The 19,337-nt window shown below is 63.1% G+C and carries 20 protein-coding genes and 1 riboswitch; of the genes, 10 read left to right on the forward strand and 10 right to left on the reverse strand.

Going from position 1 to position 19,337, the window contains the following annotated elements; genetic code table 11:
- Nucleotides 1-63: 63 nt before the first annotated feature.
- The 3 genes from cobO to NCS58_RS18720 are packed head-to-tail and all read left to right on the forward strand — an operon-like array spanning nucleotide 64 to nucleotide 2,209.
- Nucleotides 64-666, forward strand: a complete 603-nt coding sequence (gene cobO / locus NCS58_RS18710) for a cob(I)yrinic acid a,c-diamide adenosyltransferase (RefSeq protein ID WP_061115646.1) — start codon at nucleotides 64-66, stop codon at nucleotides 664-666.
- A 5-nt stretch (nucleotides 667-671) separates the two neighbouring features.
- Nucleotides 672-1,970, forward strand: coding sequence for a cobyrinate a,c-diamide synthase (locus tag NCS58_RS18715; RefSeq protein ID WP_061115645.1), 1,299 nt, complete (start codon nucleotides 672-674; stop codon nucleotides 1,968-1,970).
- Nucleotides 1,967-2,209, forward strand: a complete 243-nt coding sequence (locus tag NCS58_RS18720; RefSeq protein ID WP_061115644.1) for a DUF1289 domain-containing protein — start codon at nucleotides 1,967-1,969, stop codon at nucleotides 2,207-2,209. Before NCS58_RS18715 ends, NCS58_RS18720 begins: the two co-directional genes overlap by 4 nt.
- Nucleotides 2,210-2,263: 54 nt before the next feature.
- Here NCS58_RS18720 and NCS58_RS18725 read toward each other — a convergent pair whose 3' ends face one another.
- Entirely contained in the window at nucleotides 2,264-3,040 is a 777-nt protein-coding gene (locus NCS58_RS18725; protein WP_061115643.1) for a CbtA family protein, read from the reverse strand.
- 9 nt (nucleotides 3,041-3,049) lie between these two features.
- The gene (locus tag NCS58_RS18730) at nucleotides 3,050-3,283 is read right to left on the reverse strand and encodes a CbtB-domain containing protein (RefSeq protein ID WP_061115642.1); all 234 of its coding nucleotides are present in this window, start codon (nucleotides 3,281-3,283) and stop codon (nucleotides 3,050-3,052) included.
- Nucleotides 3,284-3,311: 28 nt separating this feature from the next.
- Nucleotides 3,312-3,438, reverse strand: a riboswitch (cobalamin riboswitch).
- Nucleotides 3,439-3,486: 48 nt separating this feature from the next.
- Here NCS58_RS18730 and NCS58_RS18735 point away from each other — a divergent pair.
- The 3 genes from NCS58_RS18735 to NCS58_RS18745 all read left to right on the forward strand — a co-directional run bounded on the left by NCS58_RS18735 (nucleotide 3,487) and on the right by NCS58_RS18745 (nucleotide 4,874).
- Nucleotides 3,487-4,068, forward strand: a complete 582-nt coding sequence (locus tag NCS58_RS18735) for a histidine phosphatase family protein (protein ID WP_061115641.1) — start codon at nucleotides 3,487-3,489, stop codon at nucleotides 4,066-4,068.
- A 79-nt stretch (nucleotides 4,069-4,147) separates the two neighbouring features.
- Nucleotides 4,148-4,519, forward strand: a complete 372-nt coding sequence (locus tag NCS58_RS18740) for a DUF1428 domain-containing protein (protein ID WP_061115640.1) — start codon at nucleotides 4,148-4,150, stop codon at nucleotides 4,517-4,519.
- 40 nt (nucleotides 4,520-4,559) lie between these two features.
- Complete coding sequence (locus NCS58_RS18745; protein ID WP_061115639.1) at nucleotides 4,560-4,874, forward strand: antibiotic biosynthesis monooxygenase; 315 nt, start codon at nucleotides 4,560-4,562, stop codon at nucleotides 4,872-4,874.
- 94 nt (nucleotides 4,875-4,968) lie between these two features.
- Here NCS58_RS18745 and NCS58_RS18750 read toward each other — a convergent pair whose 3' ends face one another.
- Nucleotides 4,969-5,280: a hypothetical protein gene (locus NCS58_RS18750; RefSeq protein ID WP_061115638.1), complete on the reverse strand. Its 312-nt coding sequence runs from the start codon at nucleotides 5,278-5,280 to the stop codon at nucleotides 4,969-4,971.
- A gap of 129 nt (nucleotides 5,281-5,409) precedes the next feature.
- Nucleotides 5,410-6,342, reverse strand: coding sequence for a bifunctional Delta(1)-pyrroline-2-carboxylate/Delta(1)-piperideine-2-carboxylate reductase (gene lhpI / locus NCS58_RS18755; protein WP_086960595.1), 933 nt, complete (start codon nucleotides 6,340-6,342; stop codon nucleotides 5,410-5,412).
- A 259-nt stretch (nucleotides 6,343-6,601) separates the two neighbouring features.
- Between lhpI and ppk2 the strand changes: the two genes are divergently transcribed.
- The gene (gene ppk2, locus NCS58_RS18760) at nucleotides 6,602-7,498 is read left to right on the forward strand and encodes a polyphosphate kinase 2 (protein ID WP_061116047.1); all 897 of its coding nucleotides are present in this window, start codon (nucleotides 6,602-6,604) and stop codon (nucleotides 7,496-7,498) included.
- 21 nt (nucleotides 7,499-7,519) lie between these two features.
- On the opposite strand, the gene NCS58_RS18765 is transcribed toward ppk2, so the two are convergent.
- The 5 genes from NCS58_RS18765 to NCS58_RS18785 all read right to left on the reverse strand — a co-directional run bounded on the left by NCS58_RS18765 (nucleotide 7,520) and on the right by NCS58_RS18785 (nucleotide 14,754).
- On the reverse strand, nucleotides 7,520-7,744 hold the full coding sequence (locus NCS58_RS18765) for a hypothetical protein (RefSeq protein WP_061116046.1): 225 nt from the start codon (nucleotides 7,742-7,744) through the stop codon (nucleotides 7,520-7,522).
- Nucleotides 7,745-7,916: 172 nt separating this feature from the next.
- Nucleotides 7,917-9,416, reverse strand: coding sequence for an efflux transporter outer membrane subunit (locus NCS58_RS18770; RefSeq protein WP_409241826.1), 1,500 nt, complete (start codon nucleotides 9,414-9,416; stop codon nucleotides 7,917-7,919).
- Nucleotides 9,417-9,421: 5 nt separating this feature from the next.
- Nucleotides 9,422-12,622: an efflux RND transporter permease subunit gene (locus NCS58_RS18775; protein WP_061115635.1), complete on the reverse strand. Its 3,201-nt coding sequence runs from the start codon at nucleotides 12,620-12,622 to the stop codon at nucleotides 9,422-9,424.
- Between the two features lie 31 nt (nucleotides 12,623-12,653).
- Nucleotides 12,654-13,856 (reverse strand): efflux RND transporter periplasmic adaptor subunit, encoded by a 1,203-nt coding sequence (locus tag NCS58_RS18780; protein WP_061115634.1) that lies wholly within the window; start codon nucleotides 13,854-13,856, stop codon nucleotides 12,654-12,656.
- A 79-nt stretch (nucleotides 13,857-13,935) separates the two neighbouring features.
- Nucleotides 13,936-14,754, reverse strand: coding sequence for an alpha/beta hydrolase fold domain-containing protein (locus NCS58_RS18785; protein WP_061115633.1), 819 nt, complete (start codon nucleotides 14,752-14,754; stop codon nucleotides 13,936-13,938).
- A 218-nt stretch (nucleotides 14,755-14,972) separates the two neighbouring features.
- Between NCS58_RS18785 and NCS58_RS18790 the strand changes: the two genes are divergently transcribed.
- The 3 genes from NCS58_RS18790 (at nucleotide 14,973) to NCS58_RS18800 (ending at nucleotide 16,741) form a co-directional block, all read left to right on the forward strand.
- Nucleotides 14,973-15,983: a LysR family transcriptional regulator gene (locus tag NCS58_RS18790; RefSeq protein WP_061115632.1), complete on the forward strand. Its 1,011-nt coding sequence runs from the start codon at nucleotides 14,973-14,975 to the stop codon at nucleotides 15,981-15,983.
- A gap of 204 nt (nucleotides 15,984-16,187) precedes the next feature.
- Nucleotides 16,188-16,559, forward strand: a complete 372-nt coding sequence (locus NCS58_RS18795) for a DUF4148 domain-containing protein (RefSeq protein WP_061116045.1) — start codon at nucleotides 16,188-16,190, stop codon at nucleotides 16,557-16,559.
- A 32-nt stretch (nucleotides 16,560-16,591) separates the two neighbouring features.
- The gene (locus tag NCS58_RS18800; RefSeq protein ID WP_250477442.1) at nucleotides 16,592-16,741 is read left to right on the forward strand and encodes a hypothetical protein; all 150 of its coding nucleotides are present in this window, start codon (nucleotides 16,592-16,594) and stop codon (nucleotides 16,739-16,741) included.
- Nucleotides 16,742-16,789: 48 nt separating this feature from the next.
- Here the strand turns inward: NCS58_RS18800 and NCS58_RS18805 are convergent, their stop codons facing one another.
- Nucleotides 16,790-19,312 (reverse strand): adenosylcobalamin-dependent ribonucleoside-diphosphate reductase, encoded by a 2,523-nt coding sequence (locus tag NCS58_RS18805; protein WP_061115631.1) that lies wholly within the window; start codon nucleotides 19,310-19,312, stop codon nucleotides 16,790-16,792.
- Nucleotides 19,313-19,337: the final 25 nt, after the last annotated feature.

Raw genomic sequence — 19,337 nt, forward strand, 5'->3', positions numbered from 1 at the left:
GTACGATACGGCCGTCTTTCGTCATGCAAAGACCCGCTGCAACCCCATTCGAATGGAGTCGATGTGAAAACCGATACCGAATCGCATCTGCGCATGACCCAGCGTCGCAAGGAAGGTCACGAGAAAAAGCAGGCCGCCGCCGATCATGAAAAAGGCCTGCTGATCGTGAATACCGGCAACGGCAAGGGCAAGACCACGGCGGCGTTCGGCATGGCCGTGCGCGTGCTCGGTCATGGGATGAAGCTCGGCGTCGTGCAGTTCATCAAGGGCGCGCTGCATACGTCCGAGCGCGATTTCCTCGGCGCGATCGCGCATTGCGATTTCGTCACGATGGGCGACGGCTATACCTGGAACACGCAGAACCGCGAGGCCGACATGGCCACTGCGCGCAAAGGCTGGAACGAGGCGCGGCGCATGATCGAAAGCGGCGATTATCAGATGGTCGTGCTCGATGAACTGAACACCGTGCTCAAGTATGAATATCTGCCGCTCGATGAAGTGCTCGACGTGCTCAAGGCGCGGCCCGCGATGCTGCACGTGGTCGTGACCGGCCGGCATGCGCCCGATGCGCTGATCGAACTCGCCGACCTCGTCACCGAGATGCGGCTCGTGAAGCACCCCTATCGCGAGCAGGGCGTGAAGGCGCAACGCGGCGTCGAGTTCTGAACGCAATGCCCGACTGCCCCGCTCTTTTCATCGGCGCAAGCGCGTCGCATCAAGGCAAGACCACGGTGACGGCCGCGCTTGCGCGCCATCACACGCGCCGTGGCCTGAACGTGCGCGTGTTCAAGACCGGCCCGGATTTTCTCGATCCGATGATCCTCGAGCGCGCATGCGGCGCGAGCGTGTATTCGCTGCATCTCTCGATGGTCGGGTTCGACGCGTGCCGCGCCTTGCTTGCACAGGCCGCCCGCGAGGCCGATCTCATTCTCATCGAAGGCGTGATGGGTCTTTTCGACGGCACGCCAAGCAGCGCCGACCTCGCCGCCGCGTTCAACGTGCCCGTGCTCGCGGTGATCGGCGCGCACGGCATGGCGCAGACCTTCGGCGCGATCGCGTTCGGGCTCGCGCGTTATCGCGCGGACGTGCCGTTTCATGGCGTGCTCGCCAATCGCGTCGCGTCGGCGCGCCATGCGCAGATGCTGTCGGAGACCATTCCAGAGGGGCTGCTTTATTGCGGCCATCTGTCGAACGCGGACGATATCGCGCTGCCCGAGCGTCATCTCGGTCTCACGCAGCCTGACGAAATCGCGGGCCTCGACGCGCGCCTCGATCGCGCCGCCGACGCGATCGCGCAAACCGCGCTCGCGGATCTGCCGCCGCCCGTTCATTTCGACGATACGACCCTTCCCGCGCCCCCGCGTCTGCTCGACGGGATGCATATCGCGATTGCGCGCGACGCAGCGTTCTCGTTCGTCTATCCGGCGAACGTCGATCTGCTCGCCGAGATGGGCGCGCGCATCAGCACATTCTCGCCGCTCGCCGACGAATCCGCGCCCCACGATGCGGATGCGCTCTATCTTCCCGGCGGTTACCCCGAGCTGCATGCGGCAAGTCTCGCGGTAAATGCGAACGCGCGCGCGTCGATCGCCGAACACGTTGCAAAAGCGAAGCCGGTCGTCGCGGAATGCGGCGGCATGCTCTATCTGCTCGACACGCTGACGGACATCGAAGGCACACGGCACGCGATGCTCGGCATTCTTCCGGGCGATGCCGCAATGCAACGCAAGCTGTCGCGCCTCGCGATGCAGCGTATCGACACGACGCACGGCGCGATGATGGGCCACACGTTCCATTACTCGACTCTGCACACGCCGATGCAGGCCGTCCTCGAGGCGAAACACGCGACGACGGGCACATCGGGCGAAGCGCTCTATCGACACGGGCCGGTCACGGCCACTTACATGCACGCTTACTGGCCGTCGAATCCGGCCGCCGCTGCCGCGCTCTTTCGCGGCGAATCACTATGACGACGACGCAAGACATTCGCACGCCGCTCGATCTCGCATTCACGATCGAGCGCGCAAAGACGCAGGAACCCATCGGCTCGCCCTGCACCGACGTCTGCAAGCTCGATCCGGAAACGGGCTTATGCCTTGGATGCTTCAGAAGCCGCGAAGAAATCAAGACCTTCAAATCGATGGACGAAGCCGCGAAGCTCGATTTATTCGACGCGTTGCTCGCACGGCGTGCGGCAAGCGCGAAATAGAAAGCCCACGCTTCGATCGAAACGTGGGCCGGACAATCGAGCCTGCAAGAAGCGTCAAGCCGCCGCCATTCTCCTGACAGCCGGCCGGTCCAGTTCACGTGCGGCGAGTGCGCCGAACACGAGACCGAGCGTCGTCCAGATCAGCGCCTGAATGCCGATCGCGGCCAGGCGGAAGTTCCACAAGAGCGACGCGGAGAAATCGGCGGGCACTTCGTCGATGCGCGGCAGTGCAAGCTGCGCCACCACGATCACGACGAGATACGCGGCCGAGGCGATAAGCGTCGCGTTCCAGCCGTCATGTCGCGCCGCCATGCGCCGCCAGAGCCACAGCGCGAACACGGCCGCCGCGATGGAAATGGCCACCATGCCGAAGAAGAGCGCCGTGCGCGGCCCGATGGTGTCGGGATTGCCGACCGCCGGCGGATTCGGCGGGTACTTGAGGAACGGCACGATGGCGACGCTCACGAAGCCGAACAACGCCAGAAGCGCCGACGTGCCGCGCGCGTGCAACGCGCCGAGGCGCCCATAAGCAAACGCGAACACGAGCGAGAAGAGACCGCCCAATGCGGTGCCGAACACCGCAACGCCCGTCAGGAGGCCGAGACCCGCTTGCGTATCGCGGGAGACGAGTTCTTCGTCGCCGTGATCGTGCGAATGCGCGGCGCCTCTCGCGGCATCGGCATGCTCATGGTCGTGCGCCTGCTCGTGATGTTGCTCGAACGCGATGGCGCGCGCCACCGACGGCTCCCCGAACGCACGAGCGAAACCGAAGCCGATCAGGCCCGCGATCAGCCCCGCGATCATGCCGCGTATCAGCAAAGTGCGAATCATGACGCGTCCTCAGTGGCACGGAAAGCCGAGCAGATGCCGGCCATCGTGAACGAACTCGTGGACGTACATGCCCGAGAAGATCGACGTCGCGCCCTGCTCCGCGCCGACGAAATAGATTGCGATCAACAGAAGAAGGCCGATGAAAACGGCCCACGGGAGCACTTCGCGCACCGGAAGGGGCACGGGTGCGTCGAGCGACGGGGAAACCGGAGCGGAAAAGGCCGGCGTGTTGGAAGCATTCATGGTGGTTCTCCAGGGAAAAGCGCGTCCCGATTGACGAAGAGCATGCAGCGGGGTCTGACTCGCGGCGCAACGCTTTCACGCTGACGAACGCATACAGTGGCGCGACCGTGCCGGATTTGCACCGGCTTCCTCGCACTGCAAGCTTGCCATTCTATGATGATCGGCGGCAAAGTAAAACGATTCCGATTCGCCCGGCGACTCCCTTGGAACTCATTCTGTTGTGCCACGCCGCTACGCGCGCGATGAAAACCGGCCACTTTCCCGGAGGCGACGATCATGCCGAGCATGATGCACGCATTCAACTCGCGCCGCTGCGGGTGGGGCCGCGCTCCGTGCGGGATACACGCGTGATCGCGAGCCCGGCGCGCGTAGCGCGCCAGACCGCGCAATGGATCGCCGATGCTTTCGAAATCGCGCCCGCGTTCGACGATATCGACTATGGCCGCTGGCGCGGGCACTCGATACGCGAGACAGCCGAGCGCGAGCCCGAGCAGGTCGCCGCGTGGCTTGCGGATCCAGAAGCGCGCGGACACGGCGGCGAGAGCGTTGCCATGCTCGCAGCGCGCGTCGCGCAGGGGCTTGCATTCGTCGATCGCCTGAATGCGCGCGAGCGCTGCATCGTGGTCACGCATGCGATCGTCGTCAAAGTGGCGCTCGCGCATATGCTCGGCATGCCGCTCCAGTCCGTGTACGGAATGAATTTCGCGCCGCTTTCATCGACGGTGCTCAAACGCGCCTCGCCCGCCGACGCATGGACCGCCGAATCGCCGCATGAAGCGGCCTGAACTTCGTTGCTGACACATCGCTCAAACGAGCAGCGCATCGCACGCGCGGTCCGCTCTCGAACCGATTCAGGAGACTCAGATGCCGCATTACGTGGATGGATTCGTCGTACCCGTGCCGATCGACAAGATCGACGCCTACCGCACCATGGCCGAGGCCGCCGGCAAGATCTGGCTCGAGCATGGCGCACTGCAGTTCGTGGAGACCATCGCCGACGACGTCAAGCCCGGCAAGCTCACGTCGTTTCCGCAGAGCGTGCAAATGAAGGAAGGCGAGACCGTGGCGTTCTCGTATATCGTCTACGCGTCGCGCGAGCAGCGCGACAGCGTCAACGCGAAGGTGATGGAAGACCCGCGGCTCAAGGCGATGATGGAATCCGGCGATCCGCCATTCGATCCGCAGCGCATGTTCTTCGGCGGTTTCACGACGCTCGTGGAACTGGGGCGTAGCTGATTCTTATGTTTTTGACCTGACGAGAAGGAAACGCTTCGACATGTATATCGCCATGAACCGCTTCAAGATCGTGCCCGGCGCCGAAGCCGACTTCGAACGCCTCTGGAGCAGCCGCGACACGCATCTCAAGGATGTGCCGGGGTTCGTCGAGTTTCATCTGCTCAAAGGACCGGTCAAGGACGACCACGTCCTCTATTCGAGTCATACGATCTGGGCGAACCAGGCGGCCTTCGAGAATTGGACACGATCCGACGCGTTTCGCGCCGCGCATCGCAACGCCGGCGGCGAGACGCGCCAACTCTATCTCGGCCACCCCGAATTCGAAGGCTTCGAAGTGATTCAGACCGTCAAATAAGCGCTCCGAGCGTGCCCTCGAACGACCGGGCGCTTTTCCGTGAGCACGCGCGTTTTACACTGATGTGAAAAAACGCGCGTTCAGCGAACTCTCGTCAGGCCTTTGCGCCGCGTGCCATGCGCTGCAACGTCGACGAATCGATCGCTGCGGCGCAGATGCGCACCGCTTCTTTCAGCGTGCGCGGCCGGCCCTCGCCGAACTGCGATTCGAGCATGGCCACGGCGCGCAGACGCTCGTCGTTGCCGAGCTTTTCGCCTGTCGCAAGCTCCAGCACGGAGATGAAGTAGCCCGCGGGCGGCGCGGCGCTCGCCTGGGGAGCCGCCGGGCGCTTCCCTTTAGCGCTTTCGCGCCCGTCACCTTGCGCCGGAATCCACGGGTGCCATTTGCTGTCATATCGACTTGTCATGGGTCAGTTCGCTGGCTTGATTGCTGTGGCGCACATTGCGCGCCGTTAGTCTCGGGACGCTGTCGCCCCTCTTTTCAATAGACAAACAATTAGCAAGTCGCGTTCCAAGCAGCATTTCCCTCGTGCGGTCTATCGCACCTGCGAGCTTTCCTCCGACAAAACCGCCCGCGCCACGCGACAGGTCGCGAGATCCCACGCCGCACAGCCGACCGATTTGAACACGACGGGCCGCTCGGCCTTTTTCGGAGCGGCGAGCGCTTCGGCGAGCGCATGCACCGCGTTCCAGTCGACGCCCGCGAGAATGAAGTCGCCCGCTTCGTGACGCGCGCCCGCGAGGTCATCGACATAAAGCTCGCTCGCGTGGACGGTCGCGGCGGCGATCTCTGCGGCATCGGCGGTAAAGGCGCCCACGCCGATCACGAGCCGCCCCGCACGCGCGGGCATCGTGTAGACGGGCGTCTTGCTCGTGGTGGCGGCGATGACGACATCGACCGAATCGGGAATCGTGGTGTCTTCGAGCACGGCGAGATTGCCCGAAGCCGACGCATGCGCGGCGCAAAAATCGCGTGCGCGTTCAGGACGGGAGCCCTGTACGCGAATGCGCGCATCCGGATAAACGGCGGCGAGCGCCTCGACGTGATACGCAGCCTGCTTGCCCGTGCCGATCACGAGCACCTCGCGCGGCGCGACGACGTGAAGGGCGCGGATCGCGAGCATCGACACGGACGCCGTGCGCCGCCCCGTCACGGTGGGACCGTCGAGCATGAATTGCGGCACGCCCGTCGTGGCGTCGTACGCGGTGACCTGACCGTGGATCGTCGGCAAGCCGCGTGCGCCATTGCCGGCGCATACATTGACGAGCTTGTGCATCGCGATATCGGCGGCGCTCGCGGGCATCGACAGCATGACGCCGCCCTCGATCGGCACGACCATGCGCTCCGGACTCACGATGCGGCCCGCCGCGTAGTCGAGCATCGTTGCGGCGAGCGTGTCCACGAGCCGGTCATAAGGCACGAGGCGCGCGGTTTGGGCTTCGTCGAAACTCTGGATCGTTGCGGTCATCGTGTTCGCTCGCGGTAGATGTTGAGATGAGGTCGACAATGCCATTGGCATGCCATCGAAATGCCGGAACATTCTAACGGCGCGCGGCGCCGTGTCACAAAGCCGTGCGCCGGATTTGAGGCCGCACGCGCGGCTTTCTACAATGTTTGAATCGACCGTTGTCGTATGAATGCCATCGAATACCGTCATAATCGCCCGGCCCGCGCCGCGACCGGTCAAACGCGACGGCGGCAGCCCAGGAACGCCCACGGAGCCCTTCATGAATCAGACGGAAAAACAGCGCCGCTTCCACGCCGACATCATCGACAGCTACGACGAAGAGTTCGAGATGGAAGTCGACGACCGCTTCCTGGACGGCGAATCGACCTTCTCGGAAGAAGAACGGCGCTTGCGCAAAACCTATTTCCGCGAGCTGTTCCGTCTGCAGGGCGAGCTCGTGAAGCTGCAGGACTGGGTCGTGAACAAGGGGCATCGTCTGGTCGTGCTGTTCGAGGGACGCGATGCGGCGGGCAAAGGCGGCGCGATCAAGCGCATCACGCAGCGCCTGAATCCGCGTGTGTGCCGCGTGGCGGCGCTTCCTGCGCCGAATAATCGCGAGCGCACGCAGTGGTATTTCCAGCGTTACGTGTCGCACTTGCCCGCGGCGGGCGAGATCGTGCTGTTCGACCGAAGCTGGTACAACCGCGCGGGCGTCGAGCGCGTGATGAACTTCTGCACCGACGAAGAATATGAGGAGTTTTTCCGCTCGGTTCCCGAGTTCGAGAAGATGCTGGTGCGCAGCGGCATCCAGATCATCAAGTACTGGTTCTCGATCACCGACGACGAACAGGAAGTGCGCTTCGAGGCGCGTATCGAAGACCCGCTCAAGCAGTGGAAGCTGAGCCCGATGGATCTGGAGAGCCGACGCCGCTGGGAAGCGTACACGGTCGCGAAGGAAGTCATGCTCCAGCGCACGCACATTCCCGAAGCGCCGTGGTGGGTCGTGCAGGCCGTCGACAAGAAGCGTGCGCGCCTGAACTGCATTCATCACCTGTTGAGCCAGGTGCCGTATCACGAGATCGAGCATGAGCCGATCAAGCTGCCCGAGCGCGTATTCAATCCCGATTATCTGCGGCAACCCGTGCCGGATGAAATGTACGTTCCTGAGGTGTATTGACGTTCGATGATACGGCTCGCGTCAGCAGCAGTTGCTGCAGGGAACGCGCTTCACGGCGACATTACCGCGCTGACGCGCCACGGTGTGACGCAGCGCGAACTGATATGCGTGCTGCGAACCCTTGAGCACCATCACGAACATGACCTGCGCGAGATTGAAGTCGAGCGTGACCATCAGGCGCGTCAACAGTAGCAGTGGCAGCACCACCGCCGGCTGATACAGTTGTCTTGCGATCAAGTCTTTCATCATCGGCTCCCTATCCCATGATCAGAATTCTAAGGAATGGAGCCTCGCGGATAAACGCCGCCCAGGTGAAGACATATGTTCCGGGAGACGAACAATCCACTGCGTCTCTCCGATCCTTCTTTTCAGCGAACACTAACGAATTGGCCCCGCGCAATGCGGGGCCATATTCACGTCACTTCTGAGCGAGACTCGGTTCGGGCACCGGCGCGGGCTTTGCATCGCCCCAGCCGCCGCCCAGTGCGCGGATCAGATTCACCGTCGATACCGCCTGTGTCCCACGCAGCTCGACCGACGCGCGCTGCGTCTGCAGCACGGTACGCTCCGCATCGATCACGTCGAGGTAGTTCACCGCGCCTTCGGTGTACTGCGTGCGCGAAAGCTGCGCGGCACGCACCGATGCTTTCACGGCATCGTCCTGTGTCGCTGTCTGGTCTTCGAGGATGCGCAGATCGGAAAGGTTGTCCTCCACCTCGCGGAACGCAACGAGCACCTGTTGACGATAGCTCGCGACATCCTCTTCATAAATGGCGCGCGCATTCGCGAGATTGCCCTTGCGCCGGCCGCCATCGAAGATCGGGATGTTCAGCGCCGTGCCCGCGAACGGCCCGAGCAGGAACGTGCGGCTCGACCACTTGAAGAGATCGCCGAGCGTCGCGGATTCGAAGCCGCCCGAGCCCGTGAGCGTCAGCGACGGGAAGAACGCCGCCTTCGCCACGCCGATGCGCGCGTTCGCCGCCGCCATCGCGCGTTCCGCCGATGCGATATCCGGCCGACGTTCGAGCAGCGCCGAGGGCAGCCCCGGCGGCACGCGCACCGTGACCGGCTTGAGCGGGTTCGCGGCTATAGAGAACTCGGCGGGCGCCTTGCCGAGCAGCACGGCGAGACTATGTTCCGATGCCGCGCGCAGACGTTGCACCGTCATCGCATCCGAGCGCGCCGTCGCCAGTTCCGACTTCGCCCGCGCAACATCGAGCTCGCTGATATCGCCTTCGGTGTAGCGGCGTTGCACGAGCTTCAGCGCTTCCTCGCGCAACTGCACGGTGCGCGTGAAGACATCCGTCTCGGCATCGAGCTCGCGCAGATTGAAGTAGTTCTGCGCGACGTCCGCCTGCAACGCCAATTGCACGGAGCGGAACAAGGCCTCGCTCTGCTGCGTGTCCGCATTCGCGGCCTGCACCGAGTTCGATACGCGGCCGAACAGATCCACTTCATACGACGCACTCGCCTGCGCGCGCCACAACGTCTGCGCGGGCACGTTGCCATCGGCCGGCAGGAACTGCGATGCCGGCGAGAGCTTCTCGCGCGTCGGGCCGAAACCCGCGTCGAGCGTCGGAAAGAGGCCCGCGCGGGCCGTCTGGTTGATCGCGCGCGCTTCCTTCACGCGCGCCGCTGCCGCCTTCAGGTTCTGGTTCGCGTCCTGCGCCTGCTTCTCCAGATCGTTGAGCGCGGCGTCGTCGAAGATCGTCCACCATTCGCCGCGCATCATCTCTTCCGAAGGCTGCGCGGTCTTCCAGGTGCCCGCTTCCGATGCATCGAGCGGCTTTTGCGGCGTTTCCTTGTACGCGGACGGCGCATTCACGTCCGGCTTCTCGTAAGTGGGCGCGAGCGAGCAGCCCGCCACCAGCAACAGCGAAGCCATCAGACTCGATAACACATGTAGCTTATTCATCATCGACCTCATTGCGCCTCGTAGGAGGCACCGATACCGCGCATCTGCGGATGCGAGCCGTGCTTGTCCGTCACATGCTCGGTGCGGGACAGCTTGCGCAGGATCACGTAGAACACCGGCGTCAGCATCAGACCGAAGAGCGTCACACCCAGCATGCCGAAGAACACCGCGACGCCCATTGCGTGACGCATCTCCGAACCCGCGCCCGTCGAGAGCACGAGCGGCACCACGCCCATGATGAACGCGATGGACGTCATCAGAATCGGGCGCAGACGCAGGCGGCTCGCTTCGATCGCGGCCTGCACGATCGAGCGGCCCTGCATCTCCAGCTCGCGTGCAAACTCGACGATCAGGATCGCGTTCTTCGCCGACAAGCCCACCAGCACCATCAAGCCGATCTGCGTGAAGATGTTGTTGTCGCCATCGGTGAGCCATACGCCGAGCAGCGCCGACAGAATGCTCATCGGCACGATCATGATCACCGCGAGCGGCAGCGTCAGGCTTTCGTACAACGCGGCAAGCACGAGGAACACGAGCAGCACGCTGATCGGGAACACCCACAGTGCCGCATTGCCCGCGAGGATCTGCTGATACGTGAGATCGGTCCATTCGAACTTGATCCCGCGCGGCAGCACTTCCGCCGCGATGCGTTCCGCCGCCGCCTGCGCCTGGCCCGACGAATAGCCCGGCGCCGGGCCGCCGTTGATGTCCGCGGCGGTATAGCCGTTGTAGCGAACGACCATTTCAGGGCCATACGTCGGCGTGACCTTCACGAGCGACGACAAAGGCACCATGTCGCCATTCGCGTTGCGCGTCTTCAACAGGCCGATGTCTTCCGGGTTCGCGCGAAACGGCGCATCCGCCTGCACGCGCACCTGATACACGCGTCCGAAGCGATTGAAGTCGTTCACGTAGAGCGAGCCGAGATAGACCTGCATCGTGTCGAACACGTCCGTCACGGACACGCCGAGTTGCTTCGCCTTCACGCGATCCAGATCGACATTCAACTGCGGCACATTGATCTGATAGCTGGAGAACGTCGGTCCGAGCTCGGGCGTCTGCGATGCGCGCTTGATGAACGCCTGCGTCGCATCGGCAAGTGCCGCATAGCCGAGCGCGCCGCGATCCTCGAGCTGCATCTTGAAGCCGCCGAGCGTGCCGAGACCGAGGACCGGCGGCGGCGGGAACACGGCGATGAACGAACCCTTGATGCCCGCGTACTTCTGATTCAGCGCACCCGCAATGGCATTCGCCGACAGCGCCTTGTCATGCACGCGCTCCTTGAAGGGCTTCAGCGTGACGAACACGATGCCCGCGCTCGACGAGTTGGTGAAGCCGTTCACCGACAAGCCCGGAAACTCCACCGCGCTTTCCACGCCCGGTTGCTTCAGCGCGATATCCGACATCTGACGGATCACGCCTTCGGTGCGATCCAGTGATGCACCGTTCGGCAGTTGCGCGAAGCTGATCAGATACTCCTTGTCCTGCGCGGGCACGAAGCCGCCCGGCACGACCTTGCCCATCAGCACGGCGCCGGCGAGCAGCACGGCATACACCACCATCATCAAGGCCTTGCGATTGATGACGCTCTTTACGCCCTTGCCATACGCGTCCGAGCCGCGATGAAACACCTTGTTGAAGCCGCGAAAGAAGCCGCCGAACACGCGGTCCATCCCGCGCGTGAGCCAGTCCTTCGGCTCGTCGTGGCCTTTCAGCAGAAGTGCTGCGAGCGCGGGCGACAAGGTCAGCGAGTTGAACGCGGAGATCACCGTCGAGATGGCGATGGTCATCGCGAACTGCTTGTAGAACTGGCCCGTGAGACCCGACATGAACGCGAGCGGCACGAACACTGCAACCAGCGTCAATGCGATCGCGATGATCGGCCCGCTCACCTCGCGCATTGCCTGATACGTGGCTTCTCTCGCCGACAAGCCCGCCTCGATGTTGCGCTCCACGTTCTCCACGACCACGATCGCATCGTCCACGACGATACCGATCGCGAGCACCATCCCGAACAATGACAACGCGTTGATCGAGAAGCCGAACGCGAGCAGCAGCGAGAACGTACCGACGATGGACACCGGCACGGCGAGCAACGGAATGATCGACGCGCGCCACGTCTGCAGGAACACGATCACCACGAGCACCACGAGCGCGATTGCTTCCGCGAGCGTATGAATCACCGCTTCGATGCTCGAACGCACGAACTGCGTCGGGTCATAGACGATCTGATATTCCAGGCCCGCGGGCATGTCGGCCTTCAGCTCCTTCATCGTCTTGCGGACTTCGTCGGAGATCTGCAGCGAGTTCGCGCCCGGCTGCTGATTGATTGCGATTGCAACCGCCGACTTGTTGTCGAGCAACGAGCGCAAGCCATATTCCGATGCCGCGAGTTCGACGCGCGCCACATCGCTCAGATGCGTCACCGCGCCATCCGGCGATGTCTTCAGCACGATGTCGCGGAACTCCGACTCGTTCTGCAGGCGGCCGCGCGCATTCACGTTCAGTTGCAGCGGCACGTTCGGCAGCGTCGGCGAACCGCCGATCACGCCCGCGGCGACCTGCACGTTCTGCTCGCGGATCGCGTTGACGACATCCGTCGCCGTCATGCCGCGTTGCGCGACCTTCTGCGGATCGAGCCATACGCGCATCGAGTAATCGCCCGAGCCCCATAGCTGCACTTCGCCCACGCCCGCAATGCGTTCGAGCCGGTCCTTCACGTTGATCAGCGCGTAGTTGCGCAGATACGTCATGTCGTAGCGGCCGTTGGGCGAGTTCAAGTGAACCACCATCGTCAACGTCGGCGATGACTTGATCGTCGTCACCCCCAGGCGCTGCACGTCCTGCGGCAGACGCGGCAACGCCTGATTCACGCGGTTCTGCACGAGCTGCGTGTTCTTGTCGGGATCGGTGCCGAGCTTGAACGTGACCGTGGTCGTGAGGTTGCCGTCGCTATTGGCCTGCGACTGCATGTAGAGCATGTCCTCCACGCCGTTGATCTGCTCTTCCAGCGGCGAGGCCACGGTCTCCGCGATCACCTTCGGGTTCGCGCCAGGATACTGCGCATGCACGACGACCGAAGGCGGCACGACTTCCGGATACTCGGAGATCGGCAGCTTGAACATCGCGATGATGCCTGCCAGCAGCACGACCACCGATAGCACGCCCGCGAAGATCGGGCGGTCGATGAAGAATTTGGATATGTTCATGACGGGTTCTGTGTGTTGCGGATGACGCGCATCACTGTGCCGATGCGGTCTTCACGGCGGGCGCGGGCGCAGCGCCGCTGTCGTTCATGGCGACGTTGTTGGCCTTGATCATGTCGTTGGGACGCACGCGCTGCAAGCCGTTGACGACGATGCGCTCGCCCGGTTGCAGGCCCTTCGAAATGACACGCAAGCCTTCATGCGTCTGCCCGAGCGTCACTTCGCGGTACTGCACGCGGTTGTCCTTGTCGACGACCATCACGTACTTCTTGTCCTGATCGGTGCCGATGGCTTCGTCTTCCACGAGCACGGCCGGATGCGGCGTGCCGCCACCCACTTTCACGCGCGCGTAGAGGCCCGGCACCAGCGTGCCGTCCGGGTTGCTGAAGCGCGCGCGCACGCGGATCGTGCCGGAGGTCGTATCGAGCCGGTTATCGACGGAATCGACAACGCCCTCGCGCGAATAGCCGTCTTCGTTCGCGAGACCGAGCGACACTGGCACCGCGCTGCCCGCATCGCGGCCGAGATAGCGCAAGTACGTTTGTTCATCGACATCGAACGATGCGTAGATCGGCGACACGGACACGAGCGTCGTCAGCAACGGCGCATTCGCGCCCGTAGACACGATGTTGCCGACGGTGAGCTCCGCGCGCGACACGCGCCCCGCCACCGGCGCGACGATATGCGTGTAAGCGAGATTGATCTTCGCGGTCTCGAGCGCAGCCTGCGCGGCCTTCAGGTTGGCGACGGCCTCGCGCGCGGCGTTCTGCTTTTCGTCGTAGTCGCGCTTGGCGATCGCGTTATCGGCGAGCAGCCGCTCTGCGCGCGCCGCATCCGTCGACGTGTAGCCATTGCGCGCCTGCGCCGCCGCGAGCTGCGCCTGTGCGCGATCCACTTCGGCTTCGTAAGGGCGCGGGTCGATCGTAAAGAGCGCATCGCCCTTCTTCACGAGCTGGCCATCCTTGAAATGTACGGCGACGATCGTGCCCGGCACGAGCGGGCGAATGTCGACGTGATCGACCGCTTCGAGACGGCCCGAATAGCTCTGCCAGTCGGTGATGGTCTTCGACACCACGGCCGCGACGTCGACTTCCGTCGCGGTCGGACTGTGAGCGGCAGCCTTGGCTTCGTTTATTGCTGAATCGCCGTGTCCGCGCCAGGCGGTATATCCGCCCGCGCCCACGATGATCAGCGTCGCGCCTAGCGCGGCGTAGATGCGTTTGCGAGTGAAAGACATGGTGAGAGCTCCGGTTGCGTTGAGATTGTTGTTGTGTATTGCGTGCGATGCGCGCCGTTTCTTGCGCTTGCTTCCGTATTTACTTCGCGCGCGCCAGCCGTTTTCTGAAGAACGTCACGACGTCGGCGAGCGCATCGGGATGCGCGGCGAGCGCCTGATGGGACGTCTTGCCATGACGCGTAACCTCGGTCGGCACGCCCGCCGCGATCAGTTCGCCCGCGTATTTCTCCGCTTCGATATGCAGGAGGTCGTGCTCGGCGCTCGCGATGATCGCTGGCGGCAAGCCGCCGAGACGGCGCGACTCGAGCGGCGCGGCATACGGATGCAGGCGTTGCGAAGCATTTGGCAGATACGCGCGATACCACTGCGCGCATTCGCATGCTTCGAAATCGGGGCACAGCACTTTGCGTTCGTCGGCGAGACGCGTCATGCTCGGATCGAGCAGCGGCGCGAGCAGCGCTTGCGCGGACATGCGAATATCGCCGCGATCACGTGCGATGGCAGCGACGCAAGTCGCGAGATTGCCGCCCGCGTCATGACCGGCGACGCCGATACGCTGCGGATCGGCGCGCTGCGCGCGGGCCTGCGCGACGGCCCATTGCGCCGCGCGATAGCCGTCCTCGGGCGCGGCCGGAAACGGAAACGCCGGCGCGAGCGAATAGCCGACCGATACGACCCACGCGGGCGTATCGCGTGCGATCGTCGCGGCGGCAATATCCGCGTCGTCGAGCCCTCCGCGAATAAAACCGCCGCCGTGGAAGTAAAGAACGATGGGCAACACCGTGCCATCCGATGCGGGACGATAGCTGCGCAGCGTGATGGGTTGCGTGTGTCCCGTGATGTGCACATCTTCGATGCACAAGCGGGGGCTCGACTCCAGATCCAACAGTGATGCCATGGTTATTTCCGGTGCAAGGCCTGTGCTGCAAGGCCTGCACGCATAAGTTGCGATGCTGCGAATTCTGGAGTCCGCGCCTTTTTTAATAAATGCCTATAATCCGGCAACACAATTCGGTCGCACCGAACAATCGTGGTTATCCCTTGCGATCGTTCATTCCGTTATTTTTTAGCGCTCGCTTAAATAGTTGCGTCGCTAAGTAAAGAAGGTGAGAGAACATGGATCGGCTACAAGCAATGCAGGTATTCACCCGCGTCGTGGACACCAATAGCTTTTCGCGCGCAGCGGATACGCTCAATCTGCCGCGCGCCTCCGTCACGACGATCATTCAGAATCTGGAAGCGCATCTGAACGTGCGTCTGCTTCAGCGCACGACACGCAGGCTCAATCTCACACCCGATGGCGCCGCGTATTACGAGCGCTGCGTGCGCATCCTCGCGGACATCGAGGAAGCCGAAGGCTCGTTCTCGAACAACGGAAAGGGTCCGCACGGCAAGTTGCGTGTGGATATGCCGGGGGCGATCGGGCGGCTCATCGTGATGCCGCAGCTATGCGATTTCCATACGCGCTATCCGGAGATCGAGTTGATGATGGGCTTTGGCGACAAGCCGGTCGATCTCATTCAGGAAGGCGTCGATTGCGTGATTCGCGTGGGCACGCTGCAGGATTCGAGTCTCGTTGCGCGCCGTATCGGCGTGTTTCAGGGCGTGACGGTAGCGGCCCCGCAATATCTCGAACGCAACGGCACGCCGAGAACGATCGAGGATTTGCAGAATCACACGGCGGTGAATTATTTTTCGAGCCGCACCGGGCGCGTCATGGATATGGATTTCGTCATCGACGACGAAACCATCGAAGTGAAGATGCGCGGCATGATCGCGGTGAACGACGCGGAAGCGTATCTCAGTTGCGGGCTGAAGGGCGTCGGCATCATTCAGGTGCCGCGTTTCATGGCGTTGCCGCATCTGCGGGCGGGCGAGCTCGTCGAAGTGCTGCCGCAATGGAATCCGCTGCCAATGCCGATTTCCGCGGTGTATCCGCATAACCGGCATCTGTCGCCGAAGGTGCGCGTGTTCGTCGACTGGGCAGCCGAATTGTTCGAACGCTGCCCGCTTCTGCAAGGCCAGAAGGATGCGGAAGAACGCTGCCTTCCTACGAGCACGTCATCGCCGACCATCGTGCGGCACGGCACGCCTGAAGTCGCGGGCACCGAAGATATCGTCGCATAGCCGATTATCTTCCGGGGCGGTGCAAACGCCCGCCCAACAAGCCCTCGCGCCATTATTCGCCGAAATCGATAAATCTATTCGCGGATACGGCATTTATCCGCGTGTGCCGCGCGACTACATTCACTCCCAACGCAGCGTGCTCATTTTCCAATTGCAATTCGCAATTGCCCGCACGCCGCAATCGGAATGAAAGGAGTCGCAAGCATGAAACAGCTCATCACGGGATTTTCTCTCGCAGCCATCTCCGCTGTCGTCACGACTACCGCATTCGCGGAAGGCGGCCAAGGCATCGGCCGCGCAGGCACGTATCAGGTCCAGACGCAGACGGAAGCGACCTCGAGCGATACGCCCAAGACGCGCGCCCAGGTGCGTGCCGAACTCGTTGCAGCGTATTCGAACGGCTCCCTGCCGGCATTGAATCGCAACTCGTATCCGGAACGCGGCATGTGGGGCGATGCCGTCGCTGCGCAAAGCGAGCAACGCGCACGCGATGCGGCGCAGGCGGAAGCGCGCAACCGCGAGATCGTCGAGTACGCCAATGGCTCGGCGGCGCAAGGCAATGTGACGACGCGCTGATCGTCGCGTCAGAAAGGATTCAAGAGGCCATCATGTTCGAAAACACGTCACTCGATCAGTTCTCGCTTCTCGACGAACTGCCTTCACTCACGCCGGTGTGGCACCCGTTCACGCAGCACGCTGCGCATGCGCCGGCCGTTGCGCAAGAGACGAAGCAGGAGAGCACTGAACGCTCGCACTGAGCGAGACATGAAAGGCGCGGACAAAAGCCCGCGCCTTTTTTATTCAACTCAACCGCACGCGCCGATTTCGCCGCATGCCGTGCAGAAGTCGCAGCCGTCCTTGCGGATCACTGCATTTGCACCACACGTCGCGCATTTCCGGCCGTGCATCAGGGAAAGGCTATGCGGATCGATCTCACCTCCCGCGATACCCTCGGATACCTCCTCGCGTTCATCGGCTACAGCTACCGGATGCGGCGCGCAATCGGCACGCTTGCGCGCAAGCACGCGCGACGGTACCTGGTTTCCTTCTGCGTCGAGAAAACCGCGACGATAAAGAATCTGCTGGATCGCATACGCTAACGCGGCGACTTCCGAATCGTGCCAGCGCGGACTGCGATGTCCGTCGAGCCGTTCGACATCGCCGAGTCGCACCTGTCCGCGGTCCCACGACACTTTTCGCATGTCCTGCAGCGTGCGCGCCGCGAAACCGCCGCGCGCGGCCAGTGACAGCGAACGCATCGTCGCCGTGATCCATTGCTGTGATTCGTCGCGCTGCCCCGTGGGAATGAAGAACTCGATGGGCCGCTCGATCGTCACGTCCTCGCCGCCGATACGCCCCGTCACTTCGATGAACGAGACCGCGAGATAAAGCGACTTCTTTCCCGCCTGCGTCAGATACTCGACCTTCTCGATGATCGCGGGCAACTCGCCTCTCGGCCGATGATCGATCGCAATGCGCAACGGATCGAGATCGAGTTCGGGGTCGGGCGAATCGCTCGGCGTCTCGGCGGGCGTGACGGAGAGCACCGCGCCCAGCGTCTCGTTCGGCCGATATGTCGCAAGCCCCTTCAGTCCGCGCCGCCATGCCTCGAAATAGAGATCCTGAAACTTGTCGAATGGATAATCTGCGGGCACGTTCACGGTCTTCGAAATCGATGTATCCACGAACGGTTGCACCGCGGCCATCATCTCCATGTGATCGTGCGCGGACATCTGCAGCGCGCTGATGAAATAGTCGGGCAGCGCGTTCACGTCGCCGCCCATCTCGCGATATAGCCGGTACGCGTGATCTTCGACGGGGAAGGTCTGACGTGAACCGTCCGCCATGCGTTTCGTGCGTTGATAGGTCCACGAGAACGCCGGCTCGATGCCGTTCGATGCGTTGTCCGCGAACGCGAGGCTCACGGTGCCCGTCGGCGCGATCGACAGCAGATGACTGTTGCGAATGCCATGCTCGCGTATCGCGCGCTTGATGTCGTCGGGCAGGCGCGAGGCGAACGTGCCCTCTGCCAGATAATGCTTCGCATCGAAGAGCGGAAACGTGCCGCGCTCTTTCGCGAGTTCGACCGATGCGCGGTACGCCTCGTCGCGCATCGTGCGCGCGACCCGCGTGGCGAAGTCGCGCCCTTCCTGCGCGTCATAGCGAAGCCCGAGCATCACGAGCGTGTCGCCGAGGCCGGTAAAGCCCACGCCGATGCGGCGCTTCGCTGCGGCTTCGCGTGCCTGCTCTTCGAGTGGCCAGAGCGTGACGTCGAGCACGTCGTCGAGAAAGCGCACTTGCGTGCGCGTCGTGCGTGCAAGGCCGTCCCAGTCGAAGGACGGCGCGCCGCCGCGCATCTGCGCGAACGGATCGTGCACGAAGCGCGTGAGATTGAGCGGACCGAGATTGCAGCAGCCGTATGCGGGCAGCGGCTGTTCGCCGCATGGATTGGTCGCGCGAATCGATTCGACCGCGCGCAGATTGTTATCGTCGTTCATGCGCGACATGAACACGACACCCGGCTCGGCGACGTCGTAAGTCGAGCGCATGATCGTGTTCCATACTTCGCGCGCCTGCACTTCGCGATAGACCCAAAGGCCGTCCTCGCGCTGGTGCATGTCCTCGGCGGCACGCTGCGCCGGTGACGGTTCGGCCTTGTGCACGAGCTGCCATGTGGCGTCGTCGGCGACGGCCTGCATGAACTCATCGGTCACCGCGACCGATACATTGAAATTGTTCCAGCGCCCTTTCGTATGTTTTGCCGCGATGAATTCGAGCAGATCGGGATGCGAGCAATCGAGAATGCCCATTTGCGCGCCGCGCCGCGAGCCCGCGCTTTCGACCGTGCGGCACGATGCGTCGAACACGTCCATGTAGCTGCATGGACCCGATGCCGCCGATCCCGTCGAATGCACACGCGCGCCGCGCGGACGGATCGCCGAAAAGTTATACCCGACGCCGCCGCCGCGACGCATCGTCTCGGCTGCCTGCAGCAGCGCGACGTAAATACCCGGCAAGCCGTTGCTGTCGACGTTCTGTATCGCATCGCCTACGGGCTGCACGAAGCAATTGATGAGCGTCGCGTCGATGCCCGCGCCGGCCGCGCTCATGATGCGCCCCGCGCCGAGCGCGCCGCGCTTGAAGTTATCGACGAACTCCGCTTCGATCTTCGCGCGCGACTCTTTCGGCTCGGCAAGCGCGACACCGCGCGCCACGCGCAGGTAAATATCCTCGACGCGCGTCTCGTCGCCCTTGGCATATTTTTCGAGCATCACGTCGACGGAGAACTGCTGCGGTGCGAGAGCGGTGCTGGGATTGTCTTCAGCCATGTCGGAGATCCTTTGATTGCTGAGC

The sequence above is a fragment of the Caballeronia sp. INML3B genome (assembly GCF_023631305.1).
GTDB classification, from domain to species: Bacteria; Pseudomonadota; Gammaproteobacteria; order Burkholderiales; family Burkholderiaceae; genus Caballeronia; species Caballeronia turbans.